This window comes from Ruegeria sp. ANG10, assembly GCF_040705255.1.
GTDB lineage: Bacteria > Pseudomonadota > Alphaproteobacteria > Rhodobacterales > Rhodobacteraceae > Ruegeria.
Window position 1 is genome coordinate 350,442 of the sequence record NZ_JBFCVU010000004.1, and the last position, 15,794, is coordinate 366,235.

The 15,794-nt window shown below is 58.7% G+C and carries 13 protein-coding genes; 8 read left to right on the top strand and 5 right to left on the bottom strand.

Annotated elements, in window-relative coordinates; translation table 11 throughout:
* Positions 1 to 41 precede the first annotated feature (41 nt).
* Both AB1A64_RS11660 and pepN read right to left on the bottom strand, forming a co-directional pair.
* Entirely contained in the window at positions 42 to 470 is a 429-nt protein-coding gene (locus AB1A64_RS11660; RefSeq protein WP_366551556.1) for a hypothetical protein, read from the bottom strand.
* Positions 467 to 3,019 (bottom strand): aminopeptidase N, encoded by a 2,553-nt coding sequence (gene pepN / locus AB1A64_RS11665; RefSeq protein ID WP_366551557.1) that lies wholly within the window; start codon positions 3,017 to 3,019, stop codon positions 467 to 469. Before pepN ends, AB1A64_RS11660 begins: the two co-directional genes overlap by 4 nt.
* A 206-nt stretch (positions 3,020 to 3,225) precedes the next feature.
* Here pepN and AB1A64_RS11670 point away from each other — a divergent pair, with 206 nt between their 5' ends.
* The 3 genes from AB1A64_RS11670 (at position 3,226) to AB1A64_RS11680 (ending at position 6,810) form a co-directional block, all read left to right on the top strand.
* Positions 3,226 to 5,358, top strand: a complete 2,133-nt coding sequence (locus AB1A64_RS11670) for a malate synthase G (protein WP_366551558.1) — start codon at positions 3,226 to 3,228, stop codon at positions 5,356 to 5,358.
* Positions 5,359 to 5,383: 25 nt separating this feature from the next.
* Positions 5,384 to 5,809 carry a heme-binding protein gene (locus tag AB1A64_RS11675; RefSeq protein WP_366551559.1) on the top strand — a complete coding sequence of 142 codons (426 nt, stop codon included), beginning with the start codon at positions 5,384 to 5,386 and terminating at the stop codon, positions 5,807 to 5,809.
* 221 nt (positions 5,810 to 6,030) lie between these two features.
* Positions 6,031 to 6,810 carry a gamma-glutamyl-gamma-aminobutyrate hydrolase family protein gene (locus AB1A64_RS11680; protein WP_366551560.1) on the top strand — a complete coding sequence of 260 codons (780 nt, stop codon included), beginning with the start codon at positions 6,031 to 6,033 and terminating at the stop codon, positions 6,808 to 6,810.
* 39 nt (positions 6,811 to 6,849) lie between these two features.
* On the opposite strand, the gene AB1A64_RS11685 is transcribed toward AB1A64_RS11680, so the two are convergent.
* Positions 6,850 to 9,090, bottom strand: coding sequence for a molybdopterin cofactor-binding domain-containing protein (locus AB1A64_RS11685; protein ID WP_366551561.1), 2,241 nt, complete (start codon positions 9,088 to 9,090; stop codon positions 6,850 to 6,852).
* 3 nt (positions 9,091 to 9,093) lie between these two features.
* A complete protein-coding gene (locus AB1A64_RS11690) occupies positions 9,094 to 9,558 on the bottom strand; it encodes a (2Fe-2S)-binding protein (RefSeq protein ID WP_366551562.1) in 465 nt (154 codons plus the stop codon).
* A 99-nt stretch (positions 9,559 to 9,657) separates the two neighbouring features.
* On the opposite strand from AB1A64_RS11690, the gene AB1A64_RS11695 reads away from it, so the two are divergent.
* Positions 9,658 to 10,236 (top strand): helix-turn-helix domain-containing protein, encoded by a 579-nt coding sequence (locus AB1A64_RS11695; RefSeq protein WP_366551563.1) that lies wholly within the window; start codon positions 9,658 to 9,660, stop codon positions 10,234 to 10,236.
* Here AB1A64_RS11695 and kynU read toward each other — a convergent pair.
* Positions 10,229 to 11,422 carry a kynureninase gene (gene kynU / locus AB1A64_RS11700; RefSeq protein ID WP_366551564.1) on the bottom strand — a complete coding sequence of 398 codons (1,194 nt, stop codon included), beginning with the start codon at positions 11,420 to 11,422 and terminating at the stop codon, positions 10,229 to 10,231. The two genes, AB1A64_RS11695 and kynU, sit on opposite strands and share 8 nt — an antisense overlap.
* A 166-nt stretch (positions 11,423 to 11,588) precedes the next feature.
* On the opposite strand from kynU, the gene AB1A64_RS11705 reads away from it, so the two are divergent.
* From AB1A64_RS11705 to AB1A64_RS11720, 4 genes are all read left to right on the top strand, one after another.
* Entirely contained in the window at positions 11,589 to 12,038 is a 450-nt protein-coding gene (locus AB1A64_RS11705) for an isoprenylcysteine carboxylmethyltransferase family protein (protein WP_366551565.1), read from the top strand.
* Positions 12,039 to 12,167: 129 nt separating this feature from the next.
* The gene (locus tag AB1A64_RS11710; protein WP_366551566.1) at positions 12,168 to 13,739 is read left to right on the top strand and encodes a Re/Si-specific NAD(P)(+) transhydrogenase subunit alpha; all 1,572 of its coding nucleotides are present in this window, start codon (positions 12,168 to 12,170) and stop codon (positions 13,737 to 13,739) included.
* Positions 13,740 to 13,752: 13 nt separating this feature from the next.
* Positions 13,753 to 15,207, top strand: a complete 1,455-nt coding sequence (locus tag AB1A64_RS11715; RefSeq protein WP_366551567.1) for an NAD(P)(+) transhydrogenase (Re/Si-specific) subunit beta — start codon at positions 13,753 to 13,755, stop codon at positions 15,205 to 15,207.
* A 160-nt stretch (positions 15,208 to 15,367) separates the two neighbouring features.
* Positions 15,368 to 15,724, top strand: a complete 357-nt coding sequence (locus AB1A64_RS11720) for a VOC family protein (RefSeq protein WP_366551568.1) — start codon at positions 15,368 to 15,370, stop codon at positions 15,722 to 15,724.
* The last annotated feature ends 70 nt before the right edge of the window (positions 15,725 to 15,794 follow it).

Consider the following 15,794-nt stretch of genomic DNA (forward strand, 5'->3'; position numbering starts at 1 on the left):
GTGACAGGCCGGGGGAATTGGTCCTTTTCCGACTGATTGTTTCAGAAAACAGTGAAATGGTGCCGTTCAACCCGTAATCCGGTGTCTTTCAGGACAGTTTCAAGGGTCTTGTGGGGTGGTGTGGCTTCATCCGGCAGCCGAATCCGCTTGCCCGAGGCCAGAACCAATGACGTACGCACGGAAAAGTCCCAGCGCGTGTCAAGACGGACATGGTCGATATCGGCCAAGGCAACCTCGGCCTCGCGATTGCCTGAAAACCATCGTATTGCGCCGTGATCCAGGGTTAGTCCGGCACTTGTGCCATGCGCAATGTCCCAAAGGGCGGGCAGGGTGGGCAAGCTCAGCAACCCGACCAGCCACCACGCCGCATCGAACAGAATCACCAACGCGATCAGCCCCGCATAGACGCACATCAGGATCACGACGGCGCGTGGGGTCCTGTTGTGGCGTTTGAAAGTAAACGGTGTCATGCGCCGAGGATGCGAGACACCATTTCCGTTGTATCCCGCGACAGGTTTGGTGTGTCGGCGATACGCGTCAGCTGAGCTTTCATCCGGTCCTGACGGTCGACGTCATAGCGTTTCCAGGTCTGGAAGGCGGAACACATCCTGGCGGTGGTCTGGGGGTTAACCGGGTCCAGCCTGATCAGCCAGTCTGCCAACAGCGCATATCCTGCCCCGCCCGCACGATGGAACCCGGCGTGGTTCATCGCCAACGCCCCCATGACTGCCCGGAACCTGTTGGGGTTCTTCCAATTGAAATCAGGGTGCTCGGTCAATGTGCGCGTAACATCCGGCGTAGTTTCAGGAGAGGCCGTTGTCACCTGCAGGCCGAACCACTTATCGACCACCAGCCGGTCATGCTGCCACTGCCTGTAAAAGTCCGCGAGTTCGGTTTGGCCCGCGCCCGCCCGCAACAGGCAAGACAGGGCGGTGAGTTGGCGGGTCATGTTGTCGGCTGCTGCGTATTCCTCGGCCGCTTTGGCACCGCCATCCAGCCGCGAAGTCAAGTACAGTACTGCGCCACCAAGCGCCCGCTTGCCGGCCTGATCAGCATCGGGGCTGAACGGCGCGTCGATCAGTGTTTCGCTGTGCAGCCTCGGCAGCAGGTCCTGCACATGCTGTGCGGTCGCTTGGCGCAGGGTTTCGACGGCGGTCCATATCGCCATCGGATCAGGGACATTTCCGCTTTCAAACAAGGCTGCAGCCAGTTCGGATTGCGTTGGCAGACCCAACATCAAAGAGCGGTAGGCTGGGTCCAGATCACCATCGCGCAGCACGGCCAGCATGCCATCCAGATAGTTGGTACCCGGTGCAGCATCTTCGCGGATCATGCGCAGCAGCGTATCTTGCGCAAGCGACCGCCCCGCCTGCCAGCGGTTGAACGGGTCGGTGTCGTGGGCCAGCAAAAACGCGCGTTCGGCATCCGTGTGGTCATGTTCCAAAATGACCGGGGCCGAGAAATCGCGCAGGATCGAGGCCACAGGTTTTGCTGCCAACCCACTGAAAGTAAAACTCTGTTCGGCTTCGGTCAGTTCCAGCACCTCGGTGGCGCGCACTTCGTCCCCGTTCTGGCCCAGCAGGCCCACGGCAACCGGGATCACCTGCGGCAGTTTCTCAGGCTGGCCGGGCGTTGGCTTGGTGCGTTGTGACAGGGTCAGGGTATAGGTGCCATCCTGCCAGTCTTCGGCAACCGAGATGCGCGGCGTGCCGGATTGGCTGTACCAGCGCTTGAACTGGGTCAGATCGCGACCTGTCGTATCCTCGAACACCTTGATCCAGTCTTCGATGGTGCAGGCCTGTCCGTCATGACGGTCGAAATAGAGCTTCAACGCTTGCGCATAAGCCTCATCCCCCACCAATCGCTTTAGCATGCCGATGACTTCGGCACCTTTCTCGTAAACGGTTGCTGTATAGAAGTTGTTGATTTCTTGAAAGCTTTCAGGGCGAACCGGGTGTGACAGCGGGCCGTTATCCTCGGGGAACTGCCGTGCACGCAGGTCGATGGCATCGTGGATGCGCTTCACTGGGGCCGAGCGCATATCGGACGTAAACTGCGCATCGCGGAACACCGTCAGGCCTTCTTTCAGACACAGCTGGAACCAATCGCGGCAGGTAATGCGGTTGCCGGTCCAGTTATGGAAATACTCATGCGCGATGATCGCCTCGATCCGCTCGAAATTGGCATCGGTCGAGGTTTCAGGGCTGGCCAGAACGGCGGAGGAGTTGAAGATGTTCAGCCCCTTGTTCTCCATCGCGCCCATGTTGAAGTCATCAACGGCCACGATGTTGAACATATCCAGATCGTATTCGCGGCCATAGACGTCTTCGTCCCATTTCATCGACTTTTTCAGCGCCTCCATCCCAAAGGCGCATTTGCCTTCGTCTCCGGGGCGGACCCAGAGGTTCAGTTCCACGTCACGGCCCGACATTGTGGTGAACTGACCGGGATGGGCGATCAGGTCGCCCGCGACCAACGCGAATAGATAGGCGGGTTTGGGCCACGGGTCAGTCCATTCAGCCCAGCCTTCACTCTTGCCCGAGGGGTTGCCGTTGGACAGCAAGACCGGCAAGTCACCGTTGATGCGCACTGTGAACACGGACATCACGTCGGGCCGGTCGGGGTAATAGGTGATCTTGCGGAAACCTTCAGCCTCGCACTGGGTGCAATACATGCCGTTCGACATATACAGGCCCTCAAGCGCGGTGTTGTTGCCGGGGTCGATCTCGACGACGGCCTCCCAGATGAACGGCGCATCGGGCACGTCAACCGTCAGGCCCTTGTCGGTGACATTGGGGGTGACTTCGACCCCGTCAATAACCGCCCGGATCAGGGTCAGGTCTTCGCCATGTAGAAAAAACGTACGATCCGTTGCCTCGGGGTTGGGGCAGAACGCGATACGAGACGTAACACGTGTGGCATGATCGGCCAGATCAAAGGTCAGATGCACGCTGTCTACAAGATAGCCAAATGGCATGTAATCTTTCAGATAGATCGTGGTGGGGGCAGCGTCACGCATCGGGGGCCTCGTATCGGTTGAGTTCGGGCGTGACGTTATGGGGATCACTTGTCAGCTGCAAGTTGATGCTGGGCATTCTGAGCCGCCAAGCAGGCCAATTTGGTCTTCAATTTCCACCGGAAACTTGAGGGGTCTGTTGCCTATCGGAAACTTTCGCACTAATTGACGTCTGCATGCCAACGTACACAATGCGGGAGAATTGACTTATGAGCGGTAGAGAAACCCGGAAAGGGTTGCAGATTGCCTGGGAGCTGGCGGATTTCATCGAAAATCAGGCTTTGCCTGGAACAGGTGTCACGCCCGAGGTGTTCTGGTCCGGTTTCGCCCGCTTGGTTGATGAGCTTGGCCCAAAAAATCGGGAATTGCTTGCTAAGCGGTCGGAAATTCAAAGTCGTCTTGATGGTTGGCATCTGGAACGCAAAGGACAGGCCCATGACGCCGCCGCATATGAGGCATTCCTGCGAGAAATCGGGTATCTGGTAGAAGAAGGCCCCGATTTCCAGATTGAAACGGCAAATGTCGATCCCGAGATCGCGGCAATCCCGGGGCCGCAGTTGGTTGTTCCGATTACCAATGCCCGTTTTGCCCTGAACGCTGCGAACGCCCGTTGGGGCAGTTTGTATGATGGGCTGTATGGCACTGATGCGATGGGTGATCTTCCCGCTGGCAAAGGATATGACACTGAACGCGGCGCACGGGTGATCGCCTGGGCCAAAGGTTTTCTGGATGACGCTTCACCGCTGGCCAGCGGTTCGTGGGCAGATGTCTCGGAACTGCGTGTGGAAAACCGGGCACTGGTGCCCGCGTTGGCGGACCCTTCGCGTTTTGTTGGCTTTGGTGGTGCGGCTGAAAAGCCCGAATTCGTTCTGCTGAAGAATAATGGCCTGCACGTCAAAATCGTGATCGACCCGTCCAGCACTATCGGTGCGTCTGATCCGGCGGGCATCGCGGATGTCGTTGTCGAAGCGGCCTTGTCAACGATCATGGACTGCGAAGACTCGGTTGCTTGTGTTGATGCCGAAGACAAGGTTGTGGCCTATGGCAACTGGCTGGGCCTGATGAAGGGTGACTTGACGCAAGAGGTTTCCAAAGGCGGAAAAACCTTCACCCGCAAGCTGGCACATGACGTCGATTACATCACCGCAGGTGGCGAGCAAGCCACGCTGAAAGGCCGCTCGCTGATGCTGGTGCGGAACGTGGGTCACCTGATGACCAACCCCGCCGTAATGGATGCCGAAGGCAATGAGATCGGCGAGGGCCTGATGGATGCGCTCTGCACCACGCTGATCGCAATGCACGATCTACAGCGCGAAGGCGGCAATTCGGTCAACGGGTCGGTTTACGTGGTGAAACCCAAGATGCACGGGCCGGAAGAGGTGGCATTCTCGGTCGAGATTTTCGACATGGTCGAGGACATTCTTGGCCTGCCGCGCAACACCGTAAAACTGGGCATCATGGACGAGGAACGACGCACCTCGGCCAACCTCAAGGAATGTATCCGCGCTGCGAAATCGCGCGTGGCTTTCATTAATACCGGCTTTCTGGACCGGACGGGGGACGAGATTCATACCTCGATGGAGGCAGGTCCGGTTCTGCCCAAAGGCGACATCAAGAACACGCCCTGGATTGCGTCTTACGAAGACCGCAATGTCGATATCGGCCTGGCCTGCGGCCTAAAGGGCAAGGCCCAGATCGGTAAAGGCATGTGGGCGATGCCCGACCGGATGGGTGAGATGCTTGAAGTCAAGATCGGCCATCCGCAATCCGGCGCGACCTGCGCCTGGGTACCGTCGCCGACCGCTGCGACCCTGCACGCCACGCATTACCACAAGGTCGACGTTCTGGCCCGTCAGGACGAACTGGCCGCTGGTGGCGCCCGCGGTACGTTGCGGGATTTGCTGACGATACCGCTGTTGGATGGCCGCAACCTCAGCGAGGATCAGATCACGCGTGAGATCGAAAACAGCGCGCAGGGCATTTTGGGATATGTCGTGCGCTGGATTGATCAGGGCGTGGGCTGCTCGAAAGTGCCGGATATCAACGATGTCGGCCTGATGGAGGATCGGGCGACCTGCCGGATTTCCTCGCAAGCGCTGGCCAACTGGCTACATCATGGCGTCGTCAGTAAAGAACAATTGATGGCTGCGATGCAAAAAATGGCTGCCGTGGTGGACCGTCAGAACGAAAACGATCCGGAATACTCACCGATGGCGCCGGGGTTCGATGGGATCGCCTTCCAGGCCGCTTGTGATCTGGTATTCAAGGGACGTATTCAGCCCTCGGGGTATACCGAGCCGGTTCTGCATGCGCGCCGCCTTGAACTGAAAGCCAGCCTTTAATTTCGCAAAAACGTTAGGACACACCATGACCATTTCTTTGCGCAAAGCCCGCACGATCATTCGCAAAACCCTTGATAAGGGCCACGAGATGGAGCTGAAGCCGCTCTCAGTCGTGGTGTTGGATGCAGGTGGGCACGTCATCGCGTTCGAGCGTGAAGATGGCGCGGCACCCGGCCGGTTCGCAATCGCGCATGGCAAGGCTTATGGCTCGGTCATGTTGGGCATAGCAGGCACCGCGCAAATGCAACGGGCTGAAGCCCAGGCGTATTTCATGGCTGCTGTAAATGGTGCGTACGGCGGTCAGGTTGTGCCGGTTCCGGGTGGCATACTGCTGCGCGATCGCAAAGGTGCGGTGATCGGGGCCGTTGGTGTGACCGGCGACACATCGGACAATGATGTAGTTGCCGGAATGACCGGGGTTGAGGGAGCGGGCCTAACCGGAGAAGCCTGATTTCGATCAGCCTGTGGTGCTAATTTGTTTCGGAGAATTGGGAAAAACTCTCAAAAACCTGGCATCAATTGTAATTCTGTTCCGGCATTTGCCGCATAGCCCGAACGTTTTGTGCGCAGTTGAACACGTCCTTGCGCCGTCATGCAGGGCGTGTTCTGTTGCACGTTCTTTCTGCTGAGGATAGCTTCCCTGTTAGTTACAGAAACTGCAAGGAATGCGGAATGTCTCGACCTGTCGTCGGTATCATCGGCAACTCTTACCTTATGAACGATGAATACCCTACCCATGCGGGTGGGACGATGAACTCTGAGGCCGTGGCAAATGTTTCGCATTGCCTGCCGCTGCTGATTCCATCAGACCCGCGCTTTGTCACGGTCGAGGAATTGCTTGAGGTCTGCGACGGGTTCCTGCTGACCGGCGGGCGTCCGAATGTGCATCCTGAAGAATACGGCGAAGACGCCACCGCCGCCCATGGTGAGTTTGACCGGGCGCGGGATGCGGTCACTTTGCCTTTGGTCCGGGCCTGTGTCGAGCGTGGTCAGCCTTTCATGGGCATTTGCCGCGGTTTTCAGGAGGTTAATGTGGCCATGGGCGGCACGCTCTATCCTGAAATTCGCGATCTTCCGGGTCGGATGAACCACCGCATGCCCCCGGACGGGACATTGGAAGAAAAGTTTGCGCTGCGCCATGTGGTTGCACTGGACGAAGGTGGCGTATTCCACCAATTGTTCGGCGCGCCCGAGGTGATGACGAACACGCTGCACGGGCAGGGTATCAAGACGGTAGGGGACCGCGTGGTTATCGACGGGCACGCACCAGATGGCACGCCCGAGGCGATCTATATCAAGGATGCTCCGGGTTTTACCCTATCGGTGCAATGGCACCCTGAATGGGATGCAATGAACGATCCCGTTTCACGGCCTTTATTCGAGGCGTTCGGTGCCGCCGTACGCGCATGGGCCACCGGATCGGATGCCAGTCTGATACAGCAACGAGCTTGAATTGCGCGCCGATCCACAAAGGGGACCGGCGCATCGCGATCAAATCAACAGATCAAACTGCTGATTCAATGGCAGCTTTCGGGCGCGCTCTCCGGTCAGGTCAAACAACGCATTGCCGAGAGCGGGCATCGACGGCGGCGTTCCTGGTTCACCCGCGCCACCCATGTGGCGGTTGGTCTCCAGCACACGCACCTCAACCCGCGGGGCGGTGTGCATCCGGATCGCATCGTAGTCGGGGAAGTTGTATTGCTCGACCTCACCTTCGGCAAAAGTGATCTCGCCGTAGCAGGCTGCGGACAGGCCGTACATCATGCCGCCGAACATCTGTGCTTTGACGTTCTCGGGGTCCAGAGCCAGCCCCATATCACAGGCAATCCACGCCTTGTTGATGCGGATGGTGCCGTCTTCGTCTACCACCTCGATCACCTGAGCGACCGGAGTACCGAAACTGTAGGTAAAGGCCACTCCGCGCCCCACGCCGTCCGGTGTCTGCCCGGTCCAGCCGGACATTTCGCGCACCGCTTCGAGACAACCGGCCGAGGGGGCATGTTCGCTTTTCATCAACTCCAGGCGGAATTCCAGCGGGTCGCGGCCTGCGGCATAGGCCATCTCATCCATGAAGGTCTCATGGAAAAAGCCGTTATGGCTGTTGCCGACCGAGCGCCAGAACCCGACGGGGACGTCTAGCTGGGCAATATGGCCGCTCATCCGGTAGTTCGGCACCGCGTAGGGCTGATTGAAAAAACCTTCGACCAGAACCTTGTCCGGGCCGGCACCGGGCATACCGGTATATCGCGTCACGGCCTGCTGCGTGCAGGATTGCGCCGCAACTTTGCCGTCAATCAGAACTGCCTTGCCGTCCTGTACTGCGCCGCGCATCCGGGCAATGGCGCCGGGGCGGTAATAGTCGTGGCGCATATCCTCTTCGCGGCTCCAGGTCGTCTGAACCGGGGTGCCGGGCATGGCCATGGCAACCTTGGTGGCAATCTCGCCGAAATCCAGCTCACCTCGGCGACCAAACCCGCCACCCAGATATGTGGTGTGGATCTGTACCGCTTCGGTGTCCAGATTAGCAGTGTTGGCAGCGCGGAAGCGGATCAGGGTTGGGGCCTGATTGCCGCACCACAGCTCTAGCGCATCACCAGTATACAGCGCGGTGGCGTTCATCGGCTCCATCGTGGCATGGGCCAAATAGGGCACTTGGTATTCTGCAGTAATCTCGGTCGCGCCGTCAGGTGTGACACTGACATCGCCATCGTCGCGCATGGTGGAATTCGCCGAGTCATCAAACGCCTCGGCGATCTTGGAGAAAATACCATCTGTCTCCGGCGGGTAGGGGGCGTTACCCCAATCCACGTCGATAGCCTCGACTGCCTGATTGGCGAGCCAAGTGTTGTTGGCAATCACGGCGACGCCGGTGCCAAGGTCGACGACTTTCTCGACCCCCGGCATGGATTGCGCGGCGCTGTCGTCATAACCCTTCATCGCGCCGCCCAGCTTGGGGTTCATGCGCACGGCGGCGAATTTCATACCGGGCAGACGAACATCGACGCCGAATTCTGCGGTGCCGGTTGCCTTTTCGACCATGTCCAGACGCGGCTGGGTTTGGCCCAGATAACGCCATTTGGACGGATCACGCAGGGGCACCTCGAACGGCTCAAGCCCGGCGGCGTCAACGGCTAAGTCCGTATAGGCAATCTTGTCGCCATTTGGCGCGATGACATGCCCCGAGGCAGTTCCCAGTTCCGAAGGGTCAACACCCAAACGAAGGGCCGCAGCGCGCTTCAGCGTGTCGCGGGCCGAGGCACCGGCCTGACGCATCCGCTGGAACCCGTCCTTCATCGAGGTCGAACCACCCGTGACCTGAAGGTGAAGAGCTTTGCCAAGCACACCCAGCGCCTCACCCAGATTGTGCTGGAAGTCCGAGATGTCATAGCCCTTGTTGGGCAGACCTTCCCCCAACATGGCAGAGTTATAATAGGCCGCTGCCGCCGGACCGTGCAGCACAGTGATCTGGTCCAGATCTACGTCCAATTCCTCGGCAATCAGCGCGGCCCATGTGGTCTTGACGCCCTGACCCATCTCGGCGCGCGGTGCAAAGAGGGTTACGCCATTCTGGTCGATCAGAACAAACGGATTCAGCGCCGCCTGACCTTCGCCAGGTTTTAGCGGGTTCGCAGCGGGGCGGCTGACATAATACGCGCCGAATGCTACGCCGCCGACAATAGCGGCCGAACCGATCAGGAAAGTGCGGCGAAGGATTTTACCAACAGAAGCCATGGGTTACGCCTCCTTCAACTTGCCAGCCGCGTCATGGATCGCAGCGCGGATACGGGGGTAGGTGCCACAGCGACACAGGTTACCTTGCATCGCCTCATCAATATCGGCGTCCGAAGGTGCAGGGTTTTCGGCCAGCAACGCCGCTGCCTGCATGATCTGGCCCGACTGGCAATATCCGCATTGCGCCACCTGATGATCGACCCAAGCTTGCTGTATCGTCGCCATCGTATCCGGCGTCCCGATACCTTCAATCGTGGTGACATCACCCCAAACATCCGACAGGCTCACCTGGCACGAGCGCACAGCCTCGCCATCAATATGAACGGTGCAGGCACCACAGGCCGCCACGCCGCAGCCGAATTTGGTGCCGGTCAGGCCGACCTCATCGCGCAAGACCCAAAGCAGGGGGACGTCATCGGGCAGATCGACTTGGTGTTGGTTACCGTTAATCTTCAGGGTGGTCGCCATGGCGCACCTCATCTGGCTGTGGCTGGTTTCTGACATATTTAGCGCAAAGTGTCAGTATGTCAATTGACAAAATAAACAAAAAGTGTCAGAGGTTCTGATATGACCGAAGCAGTTGACGATTCACGGCAAAAAACCATCCTGAACTCGGCTTTTCAGGCTTTTGCCGCCTATGGTTACCGAAAAACCTCAATGGATGACATTGCGCAGGGGGCGGGAATGTCACGGCCGGCGCTGTATCTGCATTTCAAGAACAAAGAGGCGATCGTCAGTAAACTGACCGAGGTCTACTATGTCGAGAAATACGCGGCTGTTGCCGAGGCGCTGGCAACGTCAGGATCAGTGTCCGAGGTTCTAGCCAGAGCGATTCAGGCGCAGACGGCAGGGATGGCTGCGATACTGGCCTCGCCCCATGGGCTTGAGATGCTGGACAACACCAAATCCTTATCCGCCGAAATCATCGCGGAGGGCGAGGCCAAACTGTCAGGGCTATACGCGGATTGGCTGACACAGCAAGAACAGGCCGGGCGGGCGCGCCTGCAAGCTAACGCAGCCGAGACTGGTCGGACGATTGCGGCCACGCTTAAGGGGCTCAAGCTGATCGGTGCGGGCGCTGAAGTATATGAGCGGCAGGTAGCGCAGATCGCAGCGTTAATCGGTGCGGGGCTTGAGGTCAGGTAACCCGCTGCCGCACTTTGTATTCCGGTGCGTCCCATAAACGGTTCTGAATGATGTCAGCCAGGATTTCGACCGCGCGCTCGACGTCCCTTGCGTCGATATACAAAGGCGTGAACCCAAACCGTATGATATCGGGTGCACGAAAATCTCCGATCACGCCGCGCGCAATCAGGGCCTGCATGACGGCGTAACCTTCGGTAAAGCGGAACGAAACCTGACTGCCGCGCTGTTGCGGATCACGTGGGCTGGCCAGTTCCAACTCGGGGCAAGTGGCTTCGACGCGAGTGATGAACAGTTCGGTCAACTCGATCGATTTGGCGCGCACATCAGCCATGTTGGCCATGTCCCATACATCCATTGCGGCGGACAGGGCGGTCATCTGAAGGATCGGAGGGGTGCCGACCCGCATCCTCTCGATCCCGCTGCCGGGGCGATAGTCCAGGTCGAAGGCGAAGGGTGCCTCGTGCCCCAGCCAACCTGACAAGGCCGGGCGGGCGCGATCAGACAGGCGTGGTGCGACATAGATAAAGGCTGGCGCACCGGGGCCCCCGTTAAGGTATTTATATGTGCAGCCCACAGCGAAATCGGCGTTGCAGCCGGACAGGTCCACTGGGATAGCTCCGGCGGAGTGGGCCAGATCCCAGACAGTGACCGTCCCGTTTGCATGTGCCAGTTCGGTCAGCGCCTTCATGTCGTGTATGCGCCCGCTGCGATAGTCGACCTCGGTCAGCATCAACACGGCGACGTCTTCGGTTATGTTTGCGGCCACGTCCTCGGGCGCGACAACGCGCAGTTCATAATCTGGCCCTAGTGAGCGCAACAGCCCATCCACCATATACAGATCAGACGGGAAGTTGCCGTTATCCGACAGGACCACCTTGCGGTCCGAGCACAGCTCCAACGCGGACGCCACGGCCTGATACACTTTGATCGACAGGGTGTCGCCGGTCACAACCGTCCCGGGTTTAGCGCCGATCAGACGGCCGATGCGGTCGCCCAGGCCGGTCGGCAAACCCATCCATCCGGCCTTGTTCCAGCCGGTGATCAGCATCTGGCCCCATTCCTTGACCATCATGTCAGTGACACGATCGCTTGCAACCCGAGGCAACGGACCCAGCGAATTGCCGTCCAGATAAATGACCCCCTCGGGCAGATCGAACATGGCTTTGGTCGCGGCAAAGTCGGTCATGGGCGGCTCACTACTTTGTGTTGTGTTGCTTCCCTCCGGCCTAGCCGATCCGTATCGGCCTGTCCATTGATGCGACAACCTGAGCTTTTGCCAATTCGGTTCGAAAGCGGTAGGACATCGGCCAGAAACGACATGCCTGTGCATGTTGTCAGTTGCGGGGATGCGCATGCACCGGATCGACATACCGCCCGTCTGGCTTGTTGGGTTCGCTTTTCTGGCCTGGCTGCAGGCGCGTCATTTCCCCTTGGGGTTGTCGCTGGAGGGCGGATTAACGGATTTGCTAAGCGGGTTGCTGATCGGGGGCGGCATTCTGCTCGCCGTATTGGCGATCATGGAGTTTCGCCGTCACAAAACGACCGTTATCCCACACGAAACACCTTCGGCGCTGGTTCAGTCAGGCATTTATAAACGCAGCCGCAACCCGATCTATGTTGGCGATGTTCTGATTCTGGCTGGTTTGGTTTTACGGTTCGATGCGGTGCTGTCCCTGATCCTGATCCCAATCTTCGTCTGGGTGCTTGAGCACCGGTTCATTTTGCCCGAAGAAGACCGCTTGCGCCGTAATTTCCGCGCCGATTTCGCCCGTTATGAACGTAAAACCCGCAGGTGGGTTTAGGATGCACAGAACAATAACATCATATCATGAATGCTGCGCTTGCGAAATAATGTTGCGCAAGATACATGTTTGCTTAACGAAGAATACCGACCACCCGCTCGGCTTGAGTGAGAACTAGGGGGATTGCCAGTGAAGATAGGCACACCGAAGGAAAAATATGAGGGCGAGAACCGCGTCGCGATGACGCCGGACTCTGCTGTGCAGTTGCAGAAACTGGGCTATGAGTGCCTGATTGAGAAAGGCGCTGGTGCGGCGGCCGGGTTCTCGGATGCGGCGTATGAGGCTGCAGGCGTTGAGGTCGTCAAGACGGCTGCTGCGCTGTGGAAGGCGGCCGATATCGTTGCCAAGGTGCGCCAGCCGGATGCGACCGAGTTAAAGCGTCTGACCAAAGGCAAGACTTTGATTTCGTTCTTCAACCCGGCGGGGAACGAGGAGGGAATGGAGGCAGCCAAAGCCAAAGGGGCCAACGTCATCGCCATGGAGATGGTGCCGCGCATCAGCCGCGCACAGAAGATGGACGCGCTGTCGTCGATGGCCAATATCGCCGGTTACCGCGCGGTGATCGAAGCGGGCAACAATTTTGGCCGGTTTTTCACCGGTCAGGTGACGGCGGCCGGTAAGGTGCCGCCGGCCAAGGTGCTGATCGTGGGGGCCGGCGTGGCTGGTCTGGCGGCGATCGGGACCTCGACCTCGCTGGGTGCGATTACGTACGCGTTCGACGTGCGCCCCGAAGTGGCCGAGCAGGTCGAATCCATGGGCGCTGAGTTTGTCTATCTGGACTTTGAAGAAGATCAACAGGACGGCGCGGCCACCGGTGGTTATGCCAGCGTCCAGTCGGACGAGTTCCGCGAGGCGCAGCTGGCCAAGTTCCGTGAGCTGGCCCCCGAGATGGACATCGTCATCACCACGGCGCTGATCCCGAACCGCGAAGCGCCCGAGCTTTGGACCAAGGACATGGTCGAGGCGATGAAACCGGGCTCGGTCATTGTTGACCTCGCGGCGGAAAAGGGCGGCAACTGCAAGCTGACCGTCGCGGATGAGAAGATCGTGACCGACAATGGCGTGACCATCATCGGCTATACCGATTTCCCCAGCCGGATGGCGGCGCAATCATCGTCGCTGTACGCGACCAACATCCGTCACATGATGACCGACCTGACCCCTGAAAAGGACGGTCAGATCAATCACGACATGGAAGATGACGTGATCCGCGGCGCAACTGTGACCCATGAGGGTGAGATCACCTTCCCGCCGCCACCGCCCAAGGTGCAGGCGATTGCGGCGCAGAAAAAGCCCGAGGTCAAGGAGCTGACCCCGGAAGAGAAAAAGGCGCAGGAAATTGCAGCCTTCAAGGCGCAGACCAAGCAGCAGTTCACCCTGCTGGGTGTCGGCGGTGCGCTGATGCTGCTGGTGGGGCTGGTTGCTCCGGCCAGCTTCATGCAGCACTTCATCGTCTTTGTGCTGGCGATCTTTGTGGGTTTCCAGGTGATCTGGAATGTCTCACACAGCTTGCACACACCGCTGATGGCGATCACCAACGCGATCTCGTCGATCATCATCGTTGGGGCCCTTATGCAGATCGGATCGGGCTCGTTCCTGGTTATTCTGCTGGCGGCGCTGTCTGTCTTCATGGCCGGGATCAACATCTTCGGCGGCTTCCTCGTAACCCGGCGCATGCTCGCCATGTTCCAGAAATCTTAAGGAGGCCGGGCACATGGAATTTGGCTTCACTACTGCCGCTTATGTTGTTGCGGCTGTCCTTTTCATCCTTTCGCTCGGCGGTCTGTCGAACCAGGAAAGCGCCAAGCGCGCGGTCTGGTATGGCATCGTCGGTATGGCGCTGGCGGTATTTGCCACGCTGGTTGGCCCCGGTTCGGGTCTGTGGCTGCTGTCGCTGCTGCTGATCGCGGGTGGTGGCCTGATCGGTCAATACGTGGCGCAGCGCGTCCAGATGACCGAGATGCCTCAGCTTGTTGCCGCGATGCACTCGCTGGTCGGCCTGGCGGCTGTGTTTGTTGGTTACAACGCCCATTTCGAAGTTTTGAACGTCGCTGAAGTGATGGCCGTTGAGGATGCTTCGAAAGAGGTTCTGTACACAGGGCTCGGAGGGTTCGCCCAGCTGATCGCCAAAAAGACCCCGGCGGAACTTTCGATCCTGCATGTGGAACTGTTCCTGGGCGTCTTTATCGGTGCGATCACCTTTACCGGTTCGGTTGTGGCCTATGGCAAGCTGGCGGGCAAGGTGACCTCGGCAGCGACCAAACTGCCAGGCGGTCATGCACTGAACGCAGCTGCGGCGGGTCTCTCGTTGATCTGCCTGATCTGGTACACAGCATCGGGCGGCTTCCTCCCGCTGTTCCTGATGACGCTGGCGGCGCTGTTCATCGGCTATCACCTGATCATGGGCATCGGCGGTGCCGACATGCCGGTGGTTGTGTCGATGCTGAACTCGTATTCAGGCTGGGCTGCTGCGGCTATTGGCTTCTCGCTGGGCAACGACCTGCTGATCGTGGTTGGCGCGCTGGTGGGCTCGTCGGGTGCGATCTTGTCCTACATCATGTGTAAGGCGATGAACCGTCACTTTGTCAGTGTGATCTTGGGTGGCTTTGGCGGCCCGCAGGGCGAGCAGATGGCCGTTGAGGGTGAGCAGATTGCCATCGAAGCCGATGGTGTGGCTGCGGCCCTGAACGATGCCGACAGCATCGTGATCATCCCGGGCTATGGCATGGCCGTGGCGCAGGCGCAGCAGTCGGTTTCGGAACTGGTTCGCAAGCTGCGCGCTAATGGCAAAGAGGTGCGTTTTGCGATCCACCCTGTTGCCGGTCGTCTGCCGGGTCACATGAACGTGCTGCTGGCCGAGGCGAAGGTGCCGTATGACATCGTTTTGGAAATGGACGAGATCAACGACGACTTCCCGGAAACGGATGTGGCCATCGTCATCGGCTCGAACGACATCGTGAACCCTGCGGCACAGGAAGACCCCAACAGCCCCATCGCCGGTATGCCGGTTCTGGAGTGCTGGAAGGCGAAACAGGTGTTCGTGTCCAAACGCGGTCAGGGCACCGGGTATTCGGGCATCGAAAACCCTCTGTTCTTCAAGGAAAACACCCGCATGTTCTATGGCGACGCAAAGGCCAGCCTCGACAAACTGCTGCCCATGATCGACTGATCGAGGGGTGTAACCAAATTGCAAAGGGCGCTTTCGGGCGCCCTTTTCTTATTTGTAGTGCAGGAGGCTCTGCCTCCTGACCTTGGGGATGTTTGTAGCCAGATGAAGCGGGCGGATTGTGATAGACTGGTCTGACGTGGTGGGTGTTAGGAGAGTGGTCATGCAGAAAGTAAACGGCATAGGTGGTGTGTTCTTTCGTGCCCGCGACCCAGACGCGTTGAGCGCGTGGTATGAGAAACACTTGGGCGTCAATCATTACGATCCTGTGCCCTGGAAGCAGCGCGAAGGGTTTACCGTCTTTGCCCCTTTTGCCGAAGACACGGAATACTTCGGCCGCGCAGATCAGCAATGGATGATCAATTTCCGCGTAGACGATTTGACGGCGCTGAAAGCGCAGCTTGAGGCCGCCGGGATCACCGTCGAAACACGTGCTGAGTGGGACAGTGAGGTGGGAAAGTTTGCTCGTATTCACGATCCTGAGGGCAATCCGATCGAGCTGTGGCAGCCAAATCAATGAGATAGATAGAATGTATACAGCCGTATCCACTTAAGTATATGAAATAAAAAGAGAATTGATGTATTTTTAT

Excerpts from the sequence above, each read along its gene's own strand:
- AB1A64_RS11660 (WP_366551556.1), bottom strand. The coding sequence starts at position 470 with ATGACACCGTTTACTTTCAAACGCCACAACAGGACCCCACGCGCCGTC.
- pepN (WP_366551557.1), bottom strand. The coding sequence starts at position 3,019 with ATGCGTGACGCTGCCCCCACCACGATCTATCTGAAAGATTACATGCCA.
- AB1A64_RS11670 (WP_366551558.1), top strand. The coding sequence starts at position 3,226 with ATGAGCGGTAGAGAAACCCGGAAAGGGTTGCAGATTGCCTGGGAGCTG.
- AB1A64_RS11675 (WP_366551559.1), top strand. The coding sequence starts at position 5,384 with ATGACCATTTCTTTGCGCAAAGCCCGCACGATCATTCGCAAAACCCTT.
- AB1A64_RS11680 (WP_366551560.1), top strand. The coding sequence starts at position 6,031 with ATGTCTCGACCTGTCGTCGGTATCATCGGCAACTCTTACCTTATGAAC.
- AB1A64_RS11685 (WP_366551561.1), bottom strand. The coding sequence starts at position 9,090 with ATGGCTTCTGTTGGTAAAATCCTTCGCCGCACTTTCCTGATCGGTTCG.
- AB1A64_RS11690 (WP_366551562.1), bottom strand. The coding sequence starts at position 9,558 with ATGGCGACCACCCTGAAGATTAACGGTAACCAACACCAAGTCGATCTG.
- AB1A64_RS11695 (WP_366551563.1), top strand. The coding sequence starts at position 9,658 with ATGACCGAAGCAGTTGACGATTCACGGCAAAAAACCATCCTGAACTCG.
- kynU (WP_366551564.1), bottom strand. The coding sequence starts at position 11,422 with ATGACCGACTTTGCCGCGACCAAAGCCATGTTCGATCTGCCCGAGGGG.
- AB1A64_RS11705 (WP_366551565.1), top strand. The coding sequence starts at position 11,589 with ATGCACCGGATCGACATACCGCCCGTCTGGCTTGTTGGGTTCGCTTTT.
- AB1A64_RS11715 (WP_366551567.1), top strand. The coding sequence starts at position 13,753 with ATGGAATTTGGCTTCACTACTGCCGCTTATGTTGTTGCGGCTGTCCTT.
- AB1A64_RS11720 (WP_366551568.1), top strand. The coding sequence starts at position 15,368 with ATGCAGAAAGTAAACGGCATAGGTGGTGTGTTCTTTCGTGCCCGCGAC.